This is a genomic window from Turicibacter faecis (genome assembly GCF_037076425.1).
Lineage (GTDB): Bacteria > Bacillota_I > Bacilli_A > MOL361 > Turicibacteraceae > Turicibacter > Turicibacter faecis.
Genome location: NZ_AP028127.1, coordinates 1,921,793 through 1,946,011, shown reverse-complemented (window position 1 = coordinate 1,946,011; position 24,219 = coordinate 1,921,793). Strand labels below are relative to the sequence as shown.

Sequence of the window (24,219 nt, the reverse complement as noted above, 5' to 3'; positions counted from 1 at the left end):
ACCGGAGAAAGGCGGGGATGTCTTTTGAAGACAGATTTGGAACTTTAGGCGAAGATGAAGTATAATATAAAACAAGTCAGCCATTAAGGAGGGATTGCTTTGGATCGGTTTAAAAAGTTTATGGAAGATCGAACAGGTGTCGATCACCTGTCACTCGCGCTATTAATTTTATCCATTGTTTTAGTACTGATAGGAATGGTGTTTAGATGGTCGATGGTTCGCTTTCTGTCACTTATCCCATTAGTGTTGTGTTACTATCGAGCTTTTTCAAAGAATAAGTTGAAGCGACATCAAGAAAATATTTTATTTTTAAAATATTGGTATCCTATTCAAACAAAGATGATGAATAAATATCGACACCTAAAGGCCCGAAGACAGTATAAATATTTTAAATGTAAAGAATGTGGACAACAATTACGAGTTCCACGAAAAAAGGGAAAAATCGAGATTACCTGTCCAAAATGTCGTCATACGTTTATCAAGAAAACATAAGTGCATAAAAGGATCTATTCGATAGAATGGATCTTTTTTTATGCGGATTAATAGGAGGATGTTACATGATTTTTCCCGCTAACTTTTTAGGCGTTTAATCGGTGGAATCAAGCCACAACGTCTTATTCGTTTCCGATCACATTTATGTTGAGAGTTTTAGAGGTTTTCTTTATGTAAAGCAGGGAGAAGCTAGTGTAATAAGGTGTCGGTCTTAGTAATGAAAGGAAGATTTCTTGAATACAATGTAGGGATAGCGGGATTATTGGGGAGGGATAGTATGAAAATCTGTGTTTATGCGATTTGCAAAGATGAAGCGCAGTTTGTGAGTAGGTGGGTGGATTCGATGTCTGAGGCAGATGAAATTTATGTTTTAGATACGGGGTCCACCGATCAAACAGTCGCACTATTAAAGGAAAGAGGGGTCATTGTTGAACAGAAGGTTATTACACCTTGGCGATTTGACGTGGCTCGAAATGAGTCTTTAAAATTGGTTCCAGAGGATTGTGATGTGTGTGTATGCACCGATTTAGATGAGGTGCTAGAACCGGGTTGGCGTCAAGTGATTGAAAAGCTTTGGAAAAAAGGGGTGACGAGGGGGCATTATCGGTATACGTGGAGTTTTAATGAGGATGGAACGGAAGGTTCCGTTTTTGATTATGATAAAATTCATACACGTCATCACTACCGTTGGACGCACCCTGTACATGAGGTGTTAGAATATTTAGGCGAAGGGATGGAACGCGTCGTCTATTTGACAGGCATTCAGTTAAATCATTATCCGGATCGAACTAAATCACGCGGGCAATACTTACCCCTTCTAGAATTATCGGTTAAAGAAAATCCCAATGATGATCGAAACGTGCATTACCTTGGGCGTGAATATTTCTACTATAATCGTTATGATGAAGCCATTACGACCTTGAAACGTCACCTTAGTTTGCCAACTGCCACTTGGGATGCTGAGCGGGCCGCCTCGATGCGATATATTGCGAAATCATATGCGGCACTCAAAGAGCCGGAAATGGCGAAGACATGGTTTTTTAAAGCCATTAAGGAGGCACCTTATCTTCGAGAGGGATATATTCAACTCGCGTTACAGTTTTATAAAGAGTCTGACTGGTTCGGCGTAGCCTATGCCGTGGAAAATGCTTTAAAGATTAAGGAACGACCACTTTCTTATATTACGGATCCAAGTTCTTGGGATGCAACACCCTATGATTTAGGAGCCATTAGTCAGTATTATCTTGGGAACTATGAGCAGGCACTCATTTATGCGCAACTGGCCCTTAATTGTGCCCCTCAAAATAAGAGATTAAAGTCGAACTATGAATTAATCGCTAAAGCGTTAAAGTAAAGGAAAAAATGACTCCTTTTTGATCTCATTTTTTAAAGCTCAAACATGGAACTTCCATTAAATAAATCGTAATCCCCATTAAAGCACCCCGCATGGAGACATCCATGGGGGGTGCTTTTTTTCTCACGTTAAAGGGGGCATCGTATGCGACCTTTTGGGGCATGAGGTTCGAAAGCTAGGATGAATGATTGAGTCCCGTCTAAAATGAAGGAGGGGATTGCTGCTTAAAGGAAGAAGTGGTGTGAAAATGATGGCAATTTTACAAAATAATTAAAATATTCTTTAAAAGACAAATTTTTCATTACACTTCTATAACAGAGGATAAATTTGTATTATAATGAAAGTATCGTTTAAGGCAAAGAGGAGGGGGGACGTGTTGGAGATGGAACAGACGTATCATCGGTTATTCGTGTGTGCGAAACGATGTAAACTTGCTGCAAGCTTAGATGGGTTCACGGATGCCGGAATCGTAGGTTATTTTATTAAACTTCCATTTAAGTGGTGGTATAATCATCAATTTAAACAATTAGGCGAGCTCATTGACAAGGCCAATGAACAGGGGTTAACTAAGAAATTAGCGCACTTTGAGGAGTATGACAATGAATCTATTTTATACGGGCCTAGTCAATTACAGGCACTAGCGTATAAGCAATATGACCATCGACTAAGATATTTTGAAAAATTGATGAACGATGTGAGTGAACGATTAAAGGAAATGGATGAAGATAGGAAAGAGGGATGAAGTTGAAAAAAATAGGAACAATGGCTGTCGTTGCTTTAAGTTTATGGGTTGGAGGATGCCAATCGCCGCATTCACAGGAAAAGTCGGAAAGTTTAAGTGATTATTATTTTAAAACGTCAGAAGTCTTAGCGCAGGGAGAAAGCGTCGCTGTAAATAAACTCCCTCAAACGTTAGGAGAGGCGACCGAGGATCTAGGAACTATTAAAGTCTTCGAAAAAGGAGATGAGAAGTTAACGGTTGAAGTCAGTGCGGATCAAGTGGCTAGCCTCATGTATGATTGGCACGATTCGATGAGCAAATTAACTGTTGCACAAGAGAATATGGTAAGTAAGACTTCGGTTGTCGCAAAGGATGAAGCGATTAGGGACCTTTTAAATGAAACACCGACAAAGATGTTAGGGAGTTATCAGGAAGTTGCGAGTCGGATGAGTGAAGAGACAGTAACGATCGATGAAATTCGTTCGATGTTCAATATTGAGCCTGAGGTAAGTGAGGAGGTCAATGAGGACCTATCTGAAGTCACAGATTATTCTTTTGTTGTTGGGGATATGGATGAAGTGATGCATGCCTATACGCTTAAAGGGGAAGACAAGGTGATTAAATTAACTTACGGCTCAAATGTAACAGGAGATATTTACACGACACTTTATCAAGACAATGAGCCGTTGTATATCACGTCATCTACTCGTACGACGTTAACCGAGCAAAAACAAATTTTTGATGGCTTACATCAATAATAAAAATCAACGGGTTCCTCGTTGTTAGGGGGCCAAAGACATAAGGGGTTATTTGTTGTCAAATATGGATACATCAATGTTTTATCGTGTTCCAGTTATCAAATAATTACTCATAACGAAGCCATCGAGGTTTACGATACCTTGATGGCTTTTTCTATGACTATCAGGTAAGTTGGTCGTATGGAGTGGGTCACTTATCCCTGATGAAACATTAAGAGAGTGGTTATGATTTGTTAGTTGATGATGCTAATCGGGATCAATGAAAGGGTTAGCGTGAGCGGAAATGTATGATTAGGAGAGGTTACCTTCTTTTGAATGAAGATGAGAGCAAACAGGATAAATGAGGTTATTGGACAATACTTAAGTGCAACTATTGTCATTTACCTCTAGGATATGGTTTATGAGTTAGGAATCCTTTATAATATAACTAGTAGAAGAAAATATAGAGTGAAGAAGAAAGGAAGAGAAAGTCAAATGACGTTAGCCCTATTACCACCTAAGATGGATTTTGTATTTAAGAAAATTTTTGGAAATGAGAAGCATCCGAACATCCTCATTTCCTTTTTGAATGCGGTATTGAATCCGAGTGATCCCATTAAATCAGTCACTTTACAGGATACAACTATTGAGAAAGAGTATCTTACGGATAAATATAGCCGATTGGATGTGCGGGCAACGACGGATAAAGGGGAACATATCAACATTGAAATTCAACTCGATAATAAATACAATATGATTAAACGAAGTCTTTATTATTGGAGTAAATTATATGAGGGTCAATTAGAGAGTGGGAACGACTATCAAAAATTAGCCCGTACGATTTGTATCAACTTGATTGATTTTAATTTATTGAACCATGATAAATTTCATAGTGTTTATCGTTTAAAGGATTGTGAAACTCATGAAGAGTTAACAGATATCATTGAATTACACTTTATTGAGCTAAAGAAAATGAAACATGTGAAACATGCGGACGAGGTCAAAAGTAAGCTAGAAGCGTGGTTACATTTTATTAATCAACCTGATAGTGAAGTAGTCAGAGAATTAGAAGCGGTTGAATCTGAAATCAAATCAGCTAAAGCGGAGTTAATTCGATTAAGTGGGAATAAAGTGGAAAGAGAATTGTTTGAAAAACGTAGACAAGCGATGCTAGATGAAGCGAGTGCCTTAGCCTTTGCAGAGGAAAAAGGGGCAAAAAAAGAGAAATTAGAAATTGCGAAAAATTTAATTCAAAAAGGGTTAGACAATGGTTTTATCGTAGAAACAACAGGATTATCTTTAGAAGAAGTAGAAGCTACGAGAACCAAAATGTAGGTATAATACAGTAAAAGCATGTAAAGAGCCAAGTGCCAGGTGAGGTGCTTAGCTCTTTTCTGTTTAGTCGGAATGGAGTTCATGGGATGAATGACTGTTAAATTTCTTTTGAGGATAGCTGTATATCTTTCTATAAGGGCATTTAGGGCAAGTAAAGTGAGATGAAAATGAAATGTTTTATGGAGAAGGTAAAAGATAAAGGTAAGGTGGAAAGGTTATCCCTTTTAGCCCTAACATAGATGTTTCAGGACAATAAATTTTATCAATTCGCCTTGGATAGAAGGATTTAATTAGTTCCTCTTTCTGTAATTTCCTGGTTCCCTAGTTTAAAATATAACTAGGGAGAGGCATAGGTAGAGCAGAAATAAGATAAATCGTGGTTATCATAGTTAGTCCCCCCAGTTTATCTCAATCTAAATAAGTAGAATAACCAATAAAAAAACATTATCTCAACTCAGGGTCATTCCGAACTCAGATAATGTTTTTTTACGTTGCTCATCTTTACGGAAGTGTATGTTTGGGAACCTCTACACTACGGGACTACTTAGTATTTACGAGATAAATGTATCCACCGCTACTATGAAAAAAATATCACTGTCTTGTTAAGGGAATGGATTAGCAATAAAGGAATAAAGTTTAACGTTTACTATAAAATTAAAAGGAGAGATAGACGCATCCATCTCTCCTAGGTGTAGTCCGCAAACATCCACCTCTATTCACTATATATAGTATATATTTAGTTTTAAAAAAAATGCAATAAATTTTATGATCTTATAAAGTTATTTAACTCTAATAATTTATTGTTGGTATCTGTATGAATTATTTTTGAATAAATATGATATGGAAATTTTAATCGATATGTTTTTTTTATAGTTTTGAGGTTAGTAACTAATTTTTGAATTTCAGCTTTTGGTTCCTTAATGACTTATAGGAAAAAAGTGATTTTTTGATGGAGGCTTTGGATGTGAGGAGGGGAGATAAAAAAGAGGAATTTCTTTTCATTTCCACGACAATATATGAGTAAATGCACATATATTCAACTCAGGTGATAACTATTATCATTTGTATGAAACTATGCTAAAATAGACATAACATAGGTAAAGTATGTTTTTAAGGAGGAGTTTTATGAGAAAAAGAGGATTGTTTATTGCCGGCTTGATGTCCACCCTTTTGCTACTTGTTGGGTGCGGGACTGATCAACAGAAGGCAGATGAAGTTGATAAAGTCAAAGTTGTAACGACGCTATTTCCCCAGTACGATTTTACGCGTGCTATCGGAGGAGATAAGGTAGATGTTTCCTTATTATTACCTTTTGGGATGGATTCTCATTCTTATGAGCCAACCCCAGCTGACCTCATTAATATAAATAAATCCGATTTATTTATTTATACAGGTGAATCTATGGAACCATGGGCGCATAGTATTATTGAGAGTGTTGATAATAACGATGTTTTAGTATTAGATGTTTCAAAGGGTGTTTCGCTAATTGCCCCAAACTGTACGATTGATGAACATGACCATGAGTCTGAAGAAGACCACGATCACGAGTCTGAAGCGGACCACGATCATGAAGCAGAGGTTGAACACGATCACGAATCTGAAGCGGACCACGATCATGAAGCAGAGGTTGGACACGATCATGAATCTGAGGAAGATCATGACCATGGGACAATTGCAAAAGAACATTCAGACCACGATGGGCATGACCATACATACGATCCTCATATTTGGACAAGCCCTAAAAATGCGATGATTATGGTGCAAAATATTTTAGAGGCTTTATGTGAGGTAGATCCTGAAAATGCGGACTACTATCAAGCAAATGCCGATGCCTATTTAAATGAGTTAGAGGCGTTAAATCATGAGTTTGAAGAGGTCGTAGCTCATGCTAAACGTCAGACAATTTATCATGGTGGCCGATTCGCGATGCAATACTTAACAAATGAATACGGAATTAATTATATTAGTGCACCATTTGAAGCTGAACCAAGTGCAGCCCTTGTTGCTCAAATGATTAAGGAGATGAAAGAGCAACAAATTCCAGCGATTTATTATGAAGAACTTGTGGATCCAAAAATTTCACAAATGATTAGTGAAGAGACAGGAGCTCAGATGTTATTATTACATTCATGCCACAATGTTTCTAAAGAAGAGTTTAATCAAGGGGTAACATACCTTTCGTTGATGAAACAAAACGTGGAAAATTTAAGAGTGGGACTGAATTAATATGGCAATTTTATCTTGTAAAAATTTAAATGTACAGTACGATAATCAAGTGGCGTTGAAAAACGTGAACTTTGATTTAGAGGATGGCGATTATTTATGTATTATCGGAGATAATGGTTCCGGAAAGAGTACATTAATGAAATCCATTTTAGGATTGGTAACGCCGAAATCAGGGTCTATTCAATATGGGGCCCAATTAAAAAATCACGATATCGGTTATCTTCCACAACAGACGATTGTTCAACGGGATTTTCCCGCTTCGGTGTACGAAGTCGTGTTATCGGGGTGCCTCAATAAACGGGGATGGCGCCCGTTCTATTCGAAAGAAGAAAAACAGCGTGCTCTGAATAATTTAAAAAAATTAAAGATTGAACATTTAAAGGATAAATGCTATCGTGATTTATCAGGAGGACAGCAGCAGCGTGTGTTAATTGCGCGTGCGCTTTGTGCTTCAGAGAAGATTTTATTATTAGATGAGCCTGTAACAGGGCTTGATCCTGTGACGACTCAGCATCTGTATGAGATTATTGAGGAGTTGAATCGGGATTACAAGATGAGTATTATTATGGTCACGCATGATATGAATAGTGGGTTAGAACATGCGACGAAGATTTTAAGGTTAAATAAAGAAGTTGTATTTTATGGGACACCGGATGAGTATTTATGTTTTACGAATTCGTGCCATCATATAGGAGCGGTAAAACATGTTTAGTATTTGGCAAGAAATGTTTTCTTATAGTTTTATGGTTCGTGCTGTGTTAGTCGGTAGTGCCGTCTCATTATGCGCAGCCTTGTTAGGAGTTAGCCTTGTTTTAAAGCGATATTCGATGATTGGGGACGGGTTATCTCATGTCGGGTTTGGGGCTCTTTCTATTGCGATGGCTTTGAACTTGGCTCCGTTGAAGATAGCCGTTCCGGTTGTTGTTATTGCGGCCTTTTTCTTACTGCGAATCTCTCAAAATAGTAAAATTAAGGGGGATGCAGCTATTGGTTTGATTTCAAGTAGTGCTATTGCGATTGGGGTGACAGTCACGTCGCTTACGAGCGGACTGAATGCAGATATTAATAGTTACATGTTTGGGAGTGTCCTTGCGATGACTTCTAGCGATGTAAAGATAAGTATTGTTCTTTCAGTCATTGTATTTTTATTATTTCTTATTTGTTATGATCGTATTTTTGCCACGACCTTTGATGAGAATTTTGCAAAGGCAACAGGTGTTAATGTAGAGCTTTATAATATGTTAATCGCCTTTTTAACCGCGATTACGATTGTACTTGGAATGAGGATTATGGGAACGATGTTAATTTCGAGTTTAATTATCTTTCCTGCCTTAACATCGATGCGTATTTTTAATAGTTTTAAACGCGTTATGATTTCTTCTGGAATTATTTCAGTGGCGTGCTTTTTTATTGGGATGACTGTCTCTTTCTTATATTCGACGCCGGCAGGTGCGAGTGTTGTCTTAGTTAATGCAGCTGTTTTTCTTCTATTTAGCGTGATTGGATCATTCATGCGTCGCATCTAAAAAAGTTGTCTCCGATGGAGGCAACTTTTTTTATGAATGAAGAATTCTATTGATGGAGGGTAGAAGGAGGACCGTAAATCGAGGGTGGTTCTTTTAAGAAATAGGAAAAGGGTAGCCAAAAGGGCTACCCTGAGAAGGTCAAACAGAAAATGTGGACGAGTGTTTATGTAGTTGAACTTTTTCGTAATTGTTGGATGGTGTTTAAAGGTAATCCCGTTTTTAGCGAGATGGTTTCATCATCTAAGACGTCTAAAAGATTCGTGGCAATTTCTAAATCTCGTTCTATTTTTCCTTCATCTCGTGCAGTTTGTAGACGACTCGTCTCATCAAGTAACGCTTTTAAACGCACTTCATAGTATAAACGAAATTGCTCATTACAACTTAGGACGAGCAGTTCATCCTTTGCCTCACGAATCGTTTCATCCTGGCGTGCTAATTCATAGCTAACTTGACTTTCGGGATGTTTAATAAATCCAAGCCATGCCTCTAACTGGTTCTTAATCTCGCTTGACTGTTTTATGTCTTTTATTTTATTAAGTTCAATAAAATGAAGTTCGAATAAATCACTTAATATTTCATTTCACTCGCGTTCTTTTAAAACGTAACAGCTATGGTATTCAAGTGTATCAAGTAGATCAAAGTCTAGGAGGTTAATACAAACTGTTCGTTCTAATTTTTGATAGGGATTTCCACCTTGGAGTTGCCCAGAAAACAACCGACTCCAATAAAATAAACTGTGTTCAATCATGTTCCTTTCATCCGCTACCTGAACCTCAACATTAATTAACTCCCCTTTGTTTGTCTTAGCTAAAATATCTAACGATCCGAGTTTATCATTTTTATATTGTTTATCAATCGTTCGATCCTTGAACGTAATTGAAGTAATTGGTTCATCAGGTGTTAACACCGCATTTAAAAATGAAATTAACAATTCCGGCTTTTTCTAAGCCCTACTATTGGAGGATAGCCAAGAGCTTTCGCTACTTGGCGCAGGGAACCCAGGCCCTAGCAGTTGAGGATATGTACGGGCTATGCCTCGTACGCCAGGGAACCCGTTCCCAAACAGTCCCTTGAACACAAAGTCCATGGTCGGTGGTAATAAACACAGGTCCATTCCCTACTAGTTGAGGATAGCTAAGAGTTCGTTACACTCACTCCTTAGCGTAGGGGACCCACGTCTTCTCCATCTCCCTTCACTTGTTTTATTAAATCATTCAAATTTTTCATTTTTATGTTTCCTCCAATCATTATAACATATTCAAGATGTTCGGACATCTTTCTATCTTACAGTACGCGTATAAATAGAGATTTCCTTTTTTTAAGTTTAAACATTTTACAACTAGTAGCGGAGGATACGTACGGGCAATGCCATGACCCGGTATAAATTTTTTGTCTAAAACATAGACTTAAGGGAGGTGGTATTTTGGTGAAATAGGGATGAAAATAGGCTTAATGATTTACATGATTTATCTTGTCTTATATGCTTGAATTTTAGTTTGATTTTTAATATGATAGATTATAATTATTTTGCCAATAATCGATTTGGGTCAAATAATGTTGGAAGATGTTTTAGGGTCTGTTTAGCGGACCTAATCTAGTTTTTAATGAAAGATAAAAAAAGTTGAGGGGCGGGATATTCTTAGGAGGTTCCTAATGATTCCTGTCTTGGAGAGGGTGAGGACATGCGTGAGGTAATTAAACGTGATGGAAGTCATGTCGCATTTGATGAATCGAAAATTTATCAAGCGATTTTAAAAGCGATGAAGTATGGAAGTGGGATTATAAATGAGAATGTGGCCAATAAAATTGCCCATGAGATTAATCAAACGTTTGCCCACCAACATAAAACACCGACTATTTTTCAAATTGAAACGGCTGTTTATTTGAAGCTTATTGAAAATGGTCAGGAGTTAACCGCGAAGGCTTATGAAGGATATCGAGCGATTCAACAATTTAAACGTGAAACAAATACAACAGATGACAGTATTTTAAGCCTCATTGATTTAAGCAACGAGGAAGTCATGAACGAGAATTCAAATAAAAACCCGATGATGGCTTCTACTCAGCGAGATTTGATTGCCGGTGAGGTTTCAAAAGATATTACACGACGTAAAAAGTTACCGGCTCGTATCGTTCAAGCACATGATGAAGGTGTCCTGCATTTTCATGATATGGATTACTTCATGCAATCTATCTTCAACTGTTGTTTAATTAATATTAAGGATATGCTAGATAACGGAACCGTCATTAATAAGCGAATGATCGAGAGTCCGAAAAGCTTTCAAGTGGCGTGTACAGTCATGAGTCAAATTATCGCCCAAGTTGCGAGTAGCCAGTACGGTGGGCAATCCATCGACGTTCGCCATCTTGGAAAATACTTAAGACGAAGCAAAGAAAAATATATGGCCATGTTAAAAGACGTGATTTCATCCGAAGCAGAACGATTACAAGCGGTTGAAGTGTTGATGAAAAAAGAACTTGCATCAGGTGTTCAAACGATTCAATATCAAATTAACACGTTAATGACGACAAACGGCCAAAGCCCTTTTGTCACCCTATTCTTGAACTTAGATTTAAATGATGAATATGTAAACGAAGTAGCTTTAATCATCGAGGAAATTTTAAAACAACGGATTCAAGGAATTAAAAATGAAAAAGGCATTTATACAACGCCGACGTTCCCTAAATTAGTGTATGTCCTTCATGACTATAATTGTCTAGAGGGTGGAAAGTATGACTACATCACCGAATTAGCGGTTGAATGTAGTTCAAAACGACTCTATCCAGATTATATTTCGGCGAAGGAAATGCGTAAAATTTATGAAGGAAACGTCTTTAGTCCAATGGGGTGTCGCTCATTCTTATCGCCATGGAAAGATGAAGACGGAAACTATAAATTCGAAGGACGTTTTAATCAAGGCGTTGTGAGTATCAACCTTCCACAAATCGGGATTGTTTCAAATGGTGACGAGGAGAAGTTTTGGAAGCTACTCGATAACCGCCTAGAACTATGTTACGAGGCGCTCATGTGCCGACATGAGGCATTAAAAGGAACGTTATCGGATGAGTCACCGATTCATTGGCAGTATGGAGCCATTGCACGATTACCACAAGGTGCTGTCATTGATCCTTTGCTTGAAAATGGGTATTCAACGATTTCACTTGGGTATATTGGCTTATATGAAGTTACGAAATTGATGCGTGGTGTGTCACATGTGCACCCTGATGGAGAGGCGTTTGCGTTAAAAGTCATGCACCGACTTGAAGAAGCAACCAAGGTCTGGAAACAAAAAACAGGCATTGGCTTTGGACTATATGGTAGCCCGGCTGAATCACTTTGCTATCGCTTCGCTAAAATTGATTTACTGAAATTCGGAGAAATTAAAGATGTGACGGATAAAGGCTATTACACGAATTCTTATCACGTGGATGTTCGAGAAGAAATCGATGCATTTACTAAGTTAGAGTTTGAATCACAATTCCAATCTATTTCAACAGGGGGATGTATTTCCTATATTGAAATTCCGAATATGTCCCATAATTTAGAGGCTTTAAAACAAGTGGTCAACTATATTTATCATCACATCCAGTATGCAGAGTTTAATACAAAGTCTGATTGTTGCCATGTCTGTCATTATGAAGGGGAAATTTTACTTAATGACGATTTAACATGGGAATGTCCGAATTGTCATAATAAAGACCAGGCAAAAATGAATGTTATTCGCCGCACATGTGGTTATTTAGGTGACAACTTCTGGAATAAAGGAAAAACAGAGGAAATCAAAAATCGCGTCTTACATTTATAGAAATGCGAATGAGTTGTATAAATGTCTTCGAATGGATTATAGTATAAGAAGGAGTTAAAACGGAGCCGACGGGCTCTGTTTTATTTAGAGGACAGTTTGGGAGTGATGATTCATGTATTATGCACAAATACGCAAATTTGACACGGCAAATGGGACGGGAATTCGTTCAACGTTATTCGTTTCTGGATGTACCCACAAGTGCAAGGGGTGCTTTAACCAAGACTACAAACACTTTCGCTATGGGCATCCGTGGACGAAGGAAATTGAGGATAAGTTTATTGAACATATTAAAAATCCAAACGTTCATGGGGTAACGATTCTTGGTGGGGAGCCAATGGATCAAGTTCGTGATACTGATTTAAAAGATTTAGTTTGCCGTATAAAAGAAGAGACGGGACAAAACATTTGGATCTATTCTGGATATACGTTTGAAGAAATTATGATGCATAAAAAGACAAAAGAAATCCTGAAATATTGTGACATATTAGTCGATGGTCCCTTTATTGAAGAACAAAAAGATTTAAGACTCCGTTTTAAAGGGAGCAAAAACCAACGCATTATTGACGTTCAAAAAACATTGAGTGAAGGAAAAGTAACACTACTTGAAAACTATTAAAGCATGTAAAAGGAGAATAACGATGAATTCAATTTATTTTGCGAAGCTAAAAGATGAGGCGATTATTCCATCAAAACGAGAAGAAGATGGGGCATTCGATGTATATGCTTGTTTCGATGAACCATACAAGATGATTCAACCCCATGAAACAGTTTTAATTCCAACGGGAATTTCATCGGCTTTTTCAAGTCAGTATGTTGCAATCATTAAAGAAAGAAGTTCAACGGGATCAAAAGGAATCGGTCAGCGATGTGGGGTCATTGATTCAGGATACCGTGGCGAGTGGTTTATTGCGGTAACCAATCATAATCCGCAACCACTTGTTATTGCTAAAAGTGCTACCCCGCAGTCATTTCCTGAGTGTATCGTTTATCCGTATGAAAAGGCAATTTGTCAATGCCTAATGGTTGAGGTGCCGAAGCTACAGATTAAAGAAATTAGTCGCGATGAATTATTAGCGATGGAATCAGAGCGTGGAACAGGAGGCTTTGGGTCATCAGGAAAATAAAAAAGCAACGTCGGTTGCTTTTTTTATTTGTCCGTTTCTCTCGAATAAGATATAATTTTAACAAAAGGGGGAAAAAAGATGCTTTATTTATCGCAGGGATGGATTGTTTATGTCTTCATTTTTTTAGTGATGCCGTTTCTTTTATCCATCCGGTCATATATCTGGGGGAGGGGCGGCTACGCTTTTTTAAATCGAAACAATATTGGGACATTGAAGGGAATTGCTATTTTATTAATTGTGATGCAAAGTGTGGGTGAGCGATTGACGCATGCTACCCCGTTAATGGCATCGATGTTAAAGGTAGGGACGTTAGGATCAATCCTTTATCTTTTTACTTGTGGATATGAGTGGATGTCAGTGTATCGAAAAAGTAAACGACAGGTAAAAAAACTCTTTTATCATCAAGTGCCACAACTTCTTTTTCTTTTTATTGGGGTGAACGTTTTAGAATATTTGGTAATGATGTTTCAAGGAAACGAGGTAGATTTAAGGACTATTGTCTACCAAACAGTAGGAACCCATTTTTTTGATGGGAGTAGTGCTTGGTTGCTTGGGGCCACGCTTTATTTTTATACCGCTTTTTATGTGAGTTACCGGACGAGATTTAAAATGAAGTTGCTGGGTGTGTTTAGTTTGATTTATGCCTTTATTAGTTTGAAGTTGGATTGGAATGCAACGGTGGCGTTTTGTTTTTTAATCGGGGCCTTTTGTTGCCAATATCAATATTATTTATTCCGGATGATACGTTATCGGTTTTCGACCTTTCTTGCTGGGACGACGCTTGTCTTTTTGTTAAGTTACGGATGGTATCTTCGTGGCGGTACGCTAATCACTTGGGGACTTCCTTATATTTTCATCGCCTTTTTATTATGTTTATTAATGAAACTTCAATGCCGCTCCTCTTTTTTTAAGACGATGGGGGTTTGTGGGATGGAAGTTTATATGATTCATTCTCTGCTATTAGTTCTTTTGTTAGGTTATCGTGGGGAGGGCTCTTTGGTGAAGTTGCTGCTTTTTTTATTAGTGTTACCTATTTCCGCGGGAGGGGTCAAAGTCTTTTTATCACAAACGTTAAAAATCTAGCTTGAGATAAAGTTTACGTTTTCACTACATCCTTTAACTTTTGAGATGAGCCCATTTCTTTAAAGACAAAACAAAGGGGGGGGATGTAAGGTGAAAAATGTGGACGAATCGGCGTAAAGATTAGGAAGATCCTTCTTTGTTGCTTCTTATGATGTAATAAGGAGGGGTACGATGAGTGATGAAGTGATTAGGCGTGTTTTTAAAGGGTTAACGGTTGCTTATGGATTATTAGGGGTTATTGGAATTGTCGCTTGGTGGTTCTTTTAGTCGGAAAAATCGAGTGTTGATGGGTGAACGAATTGTATCAATATAAAATAGGTCCTTGGATAAGGACTTTTTTTATTGTTTTTTAACAAATTGGGGCAATTTATTTCCCGGGACATGGCAGGTTTTCTTGAATGGTTGGAGGGGGTTAAGATTTTCAATCTCTTTTGCTTCTTTTTGTCATTGCGAGTTGATTTTTTAGGGAAGTAAAAAAACTATTTGATGTTTTAGTTGTTAGAGATAATCACCCTGTCGCTCATCTTTTTTCTTCATAAAATGTATGGAGTATACATTAAAGGAGCGATTTTATGAAGAAATTTCTGGTGGTAACACTCAGTCTAGTGTTGTCGTTAATAACGGGTTTCACTGCCTTTGCCATGAGTCCAAGCAGTGAAACGATATATCGGGGAATCGATGTAAGTAAGTGGCAAGGAAATATTAATTTTTATTCTGTTCGTGATTCGGGTGTTGAGGTCGTATATATTAAATCAAGTCAAGGGCACCGGATGGATCCGATGTTTGAGGCTAATTATGCAAAGGCTAAGGAAGCGGGATTAAAAGTTGGGGTTTATCATTATGTAACAGCTGAAAGTGTTCAAGAGGCTCGTTCCGAGGCCGCCTATTTTGTTTCTATTTTAGAGGGAAAAGAAATTGATTGCCGTTTAGCGATGGATTTTGAATATTATGGATCCTTATCTACATGGGAAATCAACGAAATTGGATTAGCCTTTTTGCAAACTGTTGAATCATTGAGTGGTAAGGGAGCTGTGGTATATAGTAATCTATCAAGCGCGCGTTACATCTGGAATAATGCAGTTGCCCAGTATCCACTTTGGATTGCTGAGTATGGTGTGAGTCAGCCACGGAATAATGGAAAGTGGACAGAGTGGGTAGGGTTTCAGTATAGTGAATCTGGAAGGGTTCCTGGAATTTATGGAAGCTCGGTCGATTTAGATTACTATACAGCGGATATTTTCTTATCTGATCAAGGTGGAATTCCGACAGTCCCTGATCATGCAAGACCACAAGTTCCAAGTTCTTCACCAACCGATGTTGGAACGTACACGGTACAGTCAGGCGATACGTTATCGGAAATTGCCGCTCGCTATGGAACGACTGTGAATGAATTAGTCAGATTAAATGGCATTCAAAATCCGAACTTGATTTATCCAGGTGAGGTATTGAAAATAAGAGGAGCCGCGTCTGTATCAGGTGGAACTCATTCAGGTTCAACAACATCTGGACAAGGAAGCTATACCGTACAGTCGGGTGACACCTTATCAGAGATTGCCGCTCGTTATGGAACTAGCGTGAATGCATTAGCGAGATTAAACGGCATTCAAAATCCGAACTTAATTTATCCAGGTGAAGTCTTAAAAATAAGTGGAACCGCAGCTGTATCAGGTGGATCTTATTCTAATGCAACAGCCACTAGTCAAGAAACATACACGGTTCGAAGTGGGGATACGTTATCGGGAATTGCCGCTCGTTATGGAACTAGCGTGAATGCATTAGCGAGATTAAACGGCATTCAAAATCCGAACTTAATTTATCCAGGTGAAGTCTTAAAAATAAGTGGAACCGCAGCTGTATCAGGTGGATCTTATTCTAATGCAACAGCCACTAGTCAAGGAACATACACGGTTCGAAGTGGGGATACGTTATCGGGAATTGCCGCTCGTTATGGAACTAGCGTGAATGCATTAGCGAGATCAAACAGCATCCAAAATCCGAACTTAATTTATCCAGGTGAAGTGTTAAAAATTAGCGGAACAGCAGCAGTATCAGGAGGATCTAATTCTAATGTAACAGCCACTAGTCAAGGAACATACACGGTACGAAGTGGAGATACGTTATCCGGAATCGCTGCTCGCTATGGAACGAGTGCAAATGCGTTAGCGAGATTGAATGGCATCCAAAATCCGAACTTAATTTATGCAGGTGAAGTGCTAAAAATTAGCGGAACAGCAGCAGTATCAGGAGGATCTAATTCTGGTGCAACAGCAAGCGGACAAGGAACGTATACGGTACGAAGTGGAGATACGTTATCCGGAATTGCGGCTCGCTATGGAACGAGTGCAAATGCGTTAGCGAGATTAAATGGCATCCAAAATCCGAACTTAATTTATCCTGGAGAAACGTTACGTCTATATTAAGGATAAGAGAGATTCGAGCCCGATATAAAAAGATTAAGGATGATTGGGTTACCGCGTATTGAAAATATTGTGTGCTTCTGTTAGATATAGATGGTAACAATGAATTTCACGCTGAATACTAAGAGATAAAGCAATAAAAGAATTTCCGTTTTTCTAGAAAAGGATACCGCTCTTCACGGTATCCCTTTTAAATAAATAGTGATGCTCCATAAGTTTTATCGGTGATGAGTTAACCCATTACGTGATGTTAGCTATAGAGAGGGCTTTTCGCTTTGTATTAATTCGATAAACATAGACATTTTTGTCGAAAAAGTCAACGAAAATGTGAAAAATGTTGAGTCCCTCTGATTAGGATGTTATGATAAATCCAGCATACATGCAAGAATGGATTTAGGAGGAGTAGCTTTGAAGCGGAGGTTTACTATCATCATACTGGCTTTAATTAGTGTGTTCATTTTACTAATTGGAGTGGTAAGCCATCAGTATAAAATGACTAGGACTGATAAGTTTGAGCATAACTTCGAAATGGCACAATATTATCATTTAGATTCAAAATATATAAAAAAACAAAAAAAGTATCTTAATGAAGAGTTAGAATTCGTGAAATCGAGACAGGAATTACAACAGGGATATTATTGGTTAAGCCAATTACACTATTATTCAAACGAGTACGAGAAATCAAATGATTATCTTTTTCGTGCTCTGAGTGTTGCAAATACGGAGTCGAATAAGCTACAAATCATGATTTATATGGGAATCTCAAATAATTATTATTTGTTAGGCGATTTTAAACAGTCACAACTCTATTATGAAAAAGCGCAACAATATGCGATTGATTGCCAAGAACTTTCATTATTAGCAGATGTTTATGAATCACGCGCGAAACTTTATGTGAACTCGCTTAGTCGCCTCGATGCTGTTGCTAATTTAGCTCAGTTGGCAAACTATTTAGACTTAACACCTATGCGAATCATTGAAACAAATTTATTAATGATGGAGATTAGTTTAATTAGTCATAACTACGAAGGGGTCATGTATTACCTTTATCAATCATGGATGTTGGCGCAAGATCAAAATAATAAAATGTTAGAACAATATATTTTATATCTTGGAGCGATGGCTTACTATGCTGAAGAACGCTATGAAGGAACCTTTGAATTACTTCGAGTGATTGATAAAACAATGTATGACATCGATCCGATGGGTTATCTCTATTTCTTAATGAATAGTTACTACCAACTCCACGGATATGATGAATCTATTAAGTTTTTAAATGAAATCAGAGAACAAGAATCCGGAGTCATTGATGATTACTACGATCTATTACAGACAAATTTATTAATTTCCGAAGGTCAGTATGAGGAAGCCCTGAAATTACTAGAAACGGCGGCAGTAGATGAATACTCTAAGTTGTGGAGGAAGACACTCGAACTTGAAGTTAAACGAAATCTGAATGTAGATATTGATTTATACTCAGAATATGAGACACTATTAGAACAATCAAGAACTGGAGCGTTATCGACAGTCAGTGTGTATTTTATTTACAGTCAGGCGAAAGACTATTTATCTCAAATAAGGGGAAATAGTGTTCCTTATGCGAATGAGTTTTACTTAGACCAGGAATATTTGAAAGAGCCTTCATTTGAAGATGTTGATCAAATTATGAATTTGAAAGATAGCTCAGAAAAGAAACAAATGTTTAAATTAAATGCTTTAATATTGATAGGAGTTGGCATATTAATGAGTGGATACTTCTATCAAAGACGAGTGATTAGCCGTTTGAAAAGGGAGATAGAACACTCGAAAAAAATCGATGCCTTGACTCAATCATTAAGTTACGAATGGTTAGATGAAGAAATTCACTCTTTAATTAAGGAGCATGAGACCTTACAGGTCATGTTATTTGATTTAGAATCTTTTCAAAAATACAATGATACGTATGGGTATATGGCAGGAAATCGAATTTTAAGACAAACGGTTGATTTATTAAAATCAACATTTGACGAGGGATTCGTTGTTCGTTATAATGGACATCAGTTTATTGTGATGCTATTTGATCAAGAAGCGTGCATTCATGAAAAAATGAATCAAGCGATTGAAGCTTTTCATGCATTAGATATTAGATTTAATACTGGGATAACAAAGGGACAACTTTTAATGAGAGCGAGCGGACTATCCTATCAGTTATCAAATCACTTTGATTTAGATCGATGTTTAAAAGAAGTGCAACGCCATATGAAATCGTTAAAAGATGAAGATGAATAAGGACGGTGATTTTTTTGTACCGTATTGCAATTTGTGAGGATGAGTCGTTTCAAATGAAGCAAATTATGACGCAAGTTGAGCGTTACGGAAAGGCAAAGAATATTTCGTTAAATATAAAAGCATTTGATTGTGCTGAATTATTTTTAAACCATTTCAAAGAGGCATATGATTTGGTGTTCCTTGATATTCATTTGCCGGGCATTGATGGAATTCAGTTAGCAAAAAAAATTCGTGAACAATCGCACCGAACAAAAATTGTTTTTTTAACGGCGCATGAAAATTTCTGGCCTGAGGGGTATAAAGTACTTGCTTCAAGATTTCTTATTAAGCCGATCACTGATGAGTCTTTATATTTAGAAATTGAAGAGGTTATGGATCAACTGATTGAGCAGACGCCATTTGTACTAGCCTCTCAAGATAAAAGGGTAGCAAAAGTCGCCGTAGAAGATATCTTTTATTTAGAGATAGCGGGTCGTAAGGTTAACCTCTATACAAAGGATGAAGTCTATGTCAGTTCTAAAAGTCTAGCACAGTTTAAAAAAGAACTAGAACATCATCACTTTGCGCAAACACATTCAAGTTATCTTGTTAATTTGAAGCATGTTAAATTAGTGGGGAAAGATAGTGTCACGTTAACGAACGGTCAAGAAGTTTATATCTCCTTACGAAAATATAAACAATTTAAAGAGAAATTTATGGAATATGTGAGTAGTCTATAAGTTCTTTCACGGTCGATGAAGAGAAAAAGGGAATCCGAGAAGGATTCCCTTTTTCTATGGTTTCAATCGGTGAAACTTGAAATTTTATAGAAATTTGGTACGCATTCGTGTATAATATTGTCGTATATTATTCTATTTTGTCGAAAGTGAAGTAAGTTTTATAGATTTAGGAACCGATTTAATGTGCTGGAATTGATTGATGACCGGGAGGTAAAGATTAGGATTATTTCTCCTTATTTAGAGAAGGAAATAAATAGTCCGCCTACACAAGATGTTAACATAAGAATTTCTATTTTTACTAGTCCCTAAATCCGCTTAGAAGAGGCGTGTCATCCAATGAAAAAGGTTTTTTCACGATAGGCTAAGTCAACATTAAATTTATAGACCTATGATAAGGTGTCTTGTCGGTAGAAGAATGGTGAGGAAAACAAGGTTATAAAGTGTAATTTACATGCATTGATGCTAAATAACGATGAGGAGAAGGTAACATGCAGAATCGAACTAAACATATCGTAGCTAAGGGAAGGATTCAACGGTTTATTTTAAAAGTTTATTCCCCATTTAAACGTTTCTTCCTCAAATATGGATCGAACGTGAAAATTTTTCTAGCAGCGTTGATTATTACGATCCCTTTGACCATTTGTTATACAGGAATTGTTAAGGGAACGAGAAAGGTTGAAATTAATCAGTTATATAAAACAGCGTTGGCATTAAGGGCACAAGAATTAAAAAGTTCGATGAATGTATTAACGGAGCAAATTAATGTTTATCGGGGAGTCATCTCAACGGAGCTTTGGAATGAATTGGTCTCAATTAAACGGGTCATTACCGAAAAGTTAGAAGGAGACGAACTCCCTGGAACACCCTCTTTAATACAGTTGATCAAAGGATTGAGTTATGAATACCCGAAGTATGAATTTTCGATTTGGAATCGAGAAAATGAACAGTTAGAAGTCGCTTATGCACAAGGAAAGCCAATCAATGTGGATGAAGCTTTAATGGATTATTTGATGGAACCATGGCCATCAGACTATTATCGTGATGAAGTGAATCAAAAACTCATCTTTTTTAAGGTTCGCGAAGAAGTGAAGTTAGATTTAATGGGGAATGTCACGTTAAATCTAGGAGAAGAACTTAAAGGATTAGATGCCCATATGAGTTTAGTTCAATTAAATTTAGGCGGGGCCAAAACCATTGAAGAGTATTTTGGGGATGTGTTGTTTAGTACCCACCCCTTTAATTGGGTGACAGATTATCAAAGAATAGGGGATCGTGAAACAAAATTACTGGCAGCGATTAAAGATTCCTTCGATCATAATCGAGACTATTATGGATTTTATCGTGAAGAAACGGAGAATCAAGATTATTTAATTTTTGGACATAAAAGTAGTGACTTTAGTATGGGGATTTTATTAACTCTTCCGACTTCAACGTTTACAACTGACGTTCTTGATATGATTGAAAGCTATGACCAAGGGAGACAGGAACGAGTCATAGGCGCTTTAGTAATCAGTGCGATTACGATTTTAGCAGCTTTTATTGGAGGTGCTCTTGTCATACGAAAAGCGAAAATGAAGGAAGTCATGATGGAAAAGCGCCGTGCTCACCTCGCACTAGAACATAATGAAATTATATTTTCAAAATACGAACGCATTAATGAAATGGCACACGACGTAAAAAATCATATCAGTTCAATTAAGGGGCTCATTGAGTTAGAACAGAATCAGGCGGCCTTAGATTATATTGATGTGATGTATGATGATTTAGGGAAACTTTCAAATACGATTGTTACAGGTCATCAATTAATGGATGTCATTTTAAATGAAAAATTAAGCCTCATCAAAAAAGGAAATATTCACTTTGATTATAAAATCGAACGTGTGAATTTATCATTTATCAACGACAAGGATTTAACGATCTTACTAACAAACCTCCTTGATAATGCGATTGAAAGTTGTCAACAAAGCGAGAATAAAGAGATAGAATTTCAAGTTTATACGTTTAATGAGTCGTATATCGTTATAAAATTAATAAATAGCTGTGATCATGAACCTATCGTGATCAACCAATTACTCATGAGTCGTAAGCGTGAGCGCATGACCTATGGATATGGAGTGAAAAATATCGAACGTGTGACATCCTATTACGGGGGAATGACGATGTGGAAATTCGATGAAGTTAATGCCCAATTTCAATTTACGGTGACGATTCCAATTCCGACTGCTGATTAAAATCATGAACACTCGATGTGGTTATCATTGAGCTTTTAATGTTCGCATGATATGATATAATAATGAGTCTTATGTAAGATTTTGTTGTAATAAATCAATAGGTATACTTAGAAGTCGATATTTTAAGAAGTGTGCTATCTCTTATGATTTCCGCTTTTAAGTCATGAAGAAGGTAGTAGGAGGAAAAGGAAATGAGGGGCAAGTCCCGTTGGCTAAAGATTTTGAGTGTTCTAGTGATAGTGGCTATTTTAGTAGCCTCTGTCTTGAGAGGGAAGGTATTTTTTTCGGAAAGTGACGAGTTTATTGAAAAGATTCTTAGTGGAGAGAGTCAAAATTTCAGTGAGGAACAATTAGCAACTTATGAAATAGATATTAATAAAGAGCTCACGCATTTAAAGAGTCGTAAGGATTTAGAAAAAATCTACTTTGCGTTAGGAAAAATTGCTGCTCTTCAAGGAAATTATGAGTCATCAACTAATTATTTATTAAATGCTGCAAGTTTTATTACAGGCCGACATCAACCGATTGACGCGTTGATTTATGAAACACTTGCGACAAATTACTTAGTGCTCGACGATGTTGAGAACGGATATCTTTATTTTGAAGAGGCGAATAATGTTATTTTTCAACTGAAAAATTCGCCGCTGGCGATTTCCTTTTATCAGCAGTTTGCTAAAGGGTTGACGGAGTATACGGATCATACGACATTCCCGATTTACTTATTGAGTGAGGCTATTCAGTTAACTCGGGATGAGGAACAAAAGGTCATCTTAATGAAACAACTCGCCGAAGTTTATGATATAAATGGTTTAAAAGATTTAGCGGTCAGCGAGTTAACGCGTGCCCTCAATATGAGTGTGAGTTTACACAATAAGGAACTCCAGCTTCAATTGATGAATCATCTCATCCGTTTTTATTTCGGGGCACACCAATATGAGGAAACAGAGGAGATGTTAAAAAATTATTTTTCCATTGCTTCTGATGATCCTAAGGAAAACTATGATATGTTATGGCATTGGCTGCAAGTTCAATATTTCCTGCATGGATATGAGGGGTTTGAAAATGGCTTATCTAAACTAGCAAAAAAATACCCTGAAGTTGTCGAAGAAGAAAAAGAATATATTGAATGGTTTATCGCATTTAATCGAGCATATTTTCTCATGTTAGAAGGAAAATACGAGGAAAGTGAAGCATACTTAAAAGAAGCTGAATTGATAAAAAATAGAGAGAATGTTTCCCCAGTTGTTAGTGAATTAATCGAGATGGTTCGTTTAGATTTAAGTTATCGGACAAAAGCGAGTGACATTAACTTTACCGAGCGTTATCAACAATTGCTAGCAAAGATGTATTTTACCCCCGATACTTCAGGGATTATGCATCACGTGATGCCACAAATTCTAGCACGATTACTCGAGCTAGGTGACTATGAAACCGTCTATCAATATACTTCTCGTTTAAGAGATCCACTCGATCAGGAACTTGATGCGATTAATGCCTTACGCGACATGATTCAAAAAAGTGCCCAACGCGAGATGCAGTTTAACACCTCATTCTCACGAGTCGTAATAAAATATGGAGGATACGTGATGGCGACCTTATTTGGGATTGGCTTGGCATACGGGGCTTATCGTTATAATGTTTATTTGGCAACCTTGAAAAAACGAGTAAAGGACAGTGGAAAAACCGATACTTTAACTCGAACGCTCACGAAAAAAGCATTATATGAACAGCTAGAGTCCGAAATGGACCCGGATAAAAACTATTATTTCTTATTAATGGACATCAATGATTTTAAATTGTATAACCAAGACTTTGGGTATTTAGCGGGAGATCGCGTACTTGTAGAAATATCTCACTTACTAAAAGAAGTGTTTCCAGATGCCGCTATTTCGCGCCATTCTGGACACCACTTTATTATTGTTTTGAAAGACGTTGAAGAGCATGCTGTGATTGAGAAAGTTACCTTTATTTTAGAGGCCATTAAGCAGAGTCAAACAATCTCAGCCAAACGCGAAATCACGTGCTGTGTGGGGATTAGTAAAGGTCATATAAAAAATACAATCGATATTGATGAATACATTAATCTTGCGACGATTAAATTAAACATTTCTAAGCAAAGAGGTAAAGGAATTTATACCTTATAGTCATTGACCCATCAAATGATGGGTCCTTTTTTAAAA

17 protein-coding genes and 1 pseudogene are annotated in these 24,219 nt (G+C 37.2%); 17 read left to right on the top strand and 1 reads right to left on the bottom strand.

Annotation, left to right across the window (positions count from 1 at the left end):
- Positions 1-99: 99 nt before the first annotated feature.
- The 8 genes from AACH31_RS09465 to AACH31_RS09430 all read left to right on the top strand — a co-directional run bounded on the left by AACH31_RS09465 (position 100) and on the right by AACH31_RS09430 (position 8,391).
- Positions 100-492, top strand: coding sequence for a hypothetical protein (locus AACH31_RS09465; RefSeq protein ID WP_161831053.1), 393 nt, complete (start codon positions 100-102; stop codon positions 490-492).
- Positions 493-769: 277 nt separating this feature from the next.
- Complete coding sequence (locus AACH31_RS09460) at positions 770-1,846, top strand: glycosyltransferase (protein ID WP_161831054.1); 1,077 nt, start codon at positions 770-772, stop codon at positions 1,844-1,846.
- Positions 1,847-2,222: 376 nt separating this feature from the next.
- Entirely contained in the window at positions 2,223-2,588 is a 366-nt protein-coding gene (locus tag AACH31_RS09455) for a hypothetical protein (protein WP_262950730.1), read from the top strand.
- Between the two features lie 2 nt (positions 2,589-2,590).
- Positions 2,591-3,325, top strand: a complete 735-nt coding sequence (locus AACH31_RS09450) for a hypothetical protein (RefSeq protein WP_338617503.1) — start codon at positions 2,591-2,593, stop codon at positions 3,323-3,325.
- A gap of 447 nt (positions 3,326-3,772) precedes the next feature.
- Positions 3,773-4,639: an Rpn family recombination-promoting nuclease/putative transposase gene (locus AACH31_RS09445; RefSeq protein WP_262950728.1), complete on the top strand. Its 867-nt coding sequence runs from the start codon at positions 3,773-3,775 to the stop codon at positions 4,637-4,639.
- A 1,125-nt stretch (positions 4,640-5,764) separates the two neighbouring features.
- The gene (locus AACH31_RS09440) at positions 5,765-6,865 is read left to right on the top strand and encodes a metal ABC transporter solute-binding protein, Zn/Mn family (protein ID WP_161831057.1); all 1,101 of its coding nucleotides are present in this window, start codon (positions 5,765-5,767) and stop codon (positions 6,863-6,865) included.
- A gap of 1 nt (position 6,866) precedes the next feature.
- Positions 6,867-7,577, top strand: coding sequence for a metal ABC transporter ATP-binding protein (locus AACH31_RS09435; protein ID WP_161831058.1), 711 nt, complete (start codon positions 6,867-6,869; stop codon positions 7,575-7,577).
- Entirely contained in the window at positions 7,570-8,391 is an 822-nt protein-coding gene (locus AACH31_RS09430; protein WP_161831059.1) for a metal ABC transporter permease, read from the top strand. Before AACH31_RS09435 ends, AACH31_RS09430 begins: the two co-directional genes overlap by 8 nt.
- 163 nt (positions 8,392-8,554) lie before the next feature.
- On the opposite strand, the pseudogene AACH31_RS09425 reads toward AACH31_RS09430, so the two are convergent.
- Positions 8,555-9,322, bottom strand: a pseudogene (locus AACH31_RS09425) (Rpn family recombination-promoting nuclease/putative transposase).
- A gap of 751 nt (positions 9,323-10,073) precedes the next feature.
- Here AACH31_RS09425 and nrdD point away from each other — a divergent pair.
- The 9 genes from nrdD to AACH31_RS09380 all read left to right on the top strand — a co-directional run bounded on the left by nrdD (position 10,074) and on the right by AACH31_RS09380 (position 24,183).
- A complete protein-coding gene (nrdD, locus tag AACH31_RS09420; protein ID WP_338617499.1) occupies positions 10,074-12,197 on the top strand; it encodes an anaerobic ribonucleoside-triphosphate reductase in 2,124 nt (707 codons plus the stop codon).
- Between the two features lie 112 nt (positions 12,198-12,309).
- The gene (nrdG, locus tag AACH31_RS09415; protein ID WP_262953803.1) at positions 12,310-12,813 is read left to right on the top strand and encodes an anaerobic ribonucleoside-triphosphate reductase activating protein; all 504 of its coding nucleotides are present in this window, start codon (positions 12,310-12,312) and stop codon (positions 12,811-12,813) included.
- Between the two features lie 22 nt (positions 12,814-12,835).
- Complete coding sequence (locus AACH31_RS09410) at positions 12,836-13,321, top strand: dUTP diphosphatase (protein WP_262953802.1); 486 nt, start codon at positions 12,836-12,838, stop codon at positions 13,319-13,321.
- 78 nt (positions 13,322-13,399) lie between these two features.
- Positions 13,400-14,404 (top strand): hypothetical protein, encoded by a 1,005-nt coding sequence (locus AACH31_RS09405; protein WP_338617496.1) that lies wholly within the window; start codon positions 13,400-13,402, stop codon positions 14,402-14,404.
- A gap of 572 nt (positions 14,405-14,976) precedes the next feature.
- Positions 14,977-16,824 (top strand): LysM peptidoglycan-binding domain-containing protein, encoded by a 1,848-nt coding sequence (locus AACH31_RS09400; protein ID WP_338617494.1) that lies wholly within the window; start codon positions 14,977-14,979, stop codon positions 16,822-16,824.
- 405 nt (positions 16,825-17,229) lie between these two features.
- Positions 17,230-19,089, top strand: a complete 1,860-nt coding sequence (locus AACH31_RS09395; protein ID WP_338617493.1) for a diguanylate cyclase domain-containing protein — start codon at positions 17,230-17,232, stop codon at positions 19,087-19,089.
- 14 nt (positions 19,090-19,103) lie between these two features.
- Positions 19,104-19,808 carry a LytR/AlgR family response regulator transcription factor gene (locus AACH31_RS09390; RefSeq protein ID WP_161831067.1) on the top strand — a complete coding sequence of 235 codons (705 nt, stop codon included), beginning with the start codon at positions 19,104-19,106 and terminating at the stop codon, positions 19,806-19,808.
- Between the two features lie 488 nt (positions 19,809-20,296).
- On the top strand, positions 20,297-22,039 hold the full coding sequence (locus tag AACH31_RS09385; protein WP_161831068.1) for a sensor histidine kinase: 1,743 nt from the start codon (positions 20,297-20,299) through the stop codon (positions 22,037-22,039).
- A 191-nt stretch (positions 22,040-22,230) separates the two neighbouring features.
- On the top strand, positions 22,231-24,183 hold the full coding sequence (locus AACH31_RS09380) for a GGDEF domain-containing protein (protein ID WP_338617492.1): 1,953 nt from the start codon (positions 22,231-22,233) through the stop codon (positions 24,181-24,183).
- Positions 24,184-24,219: the final 36 nt, after the last annotated feature.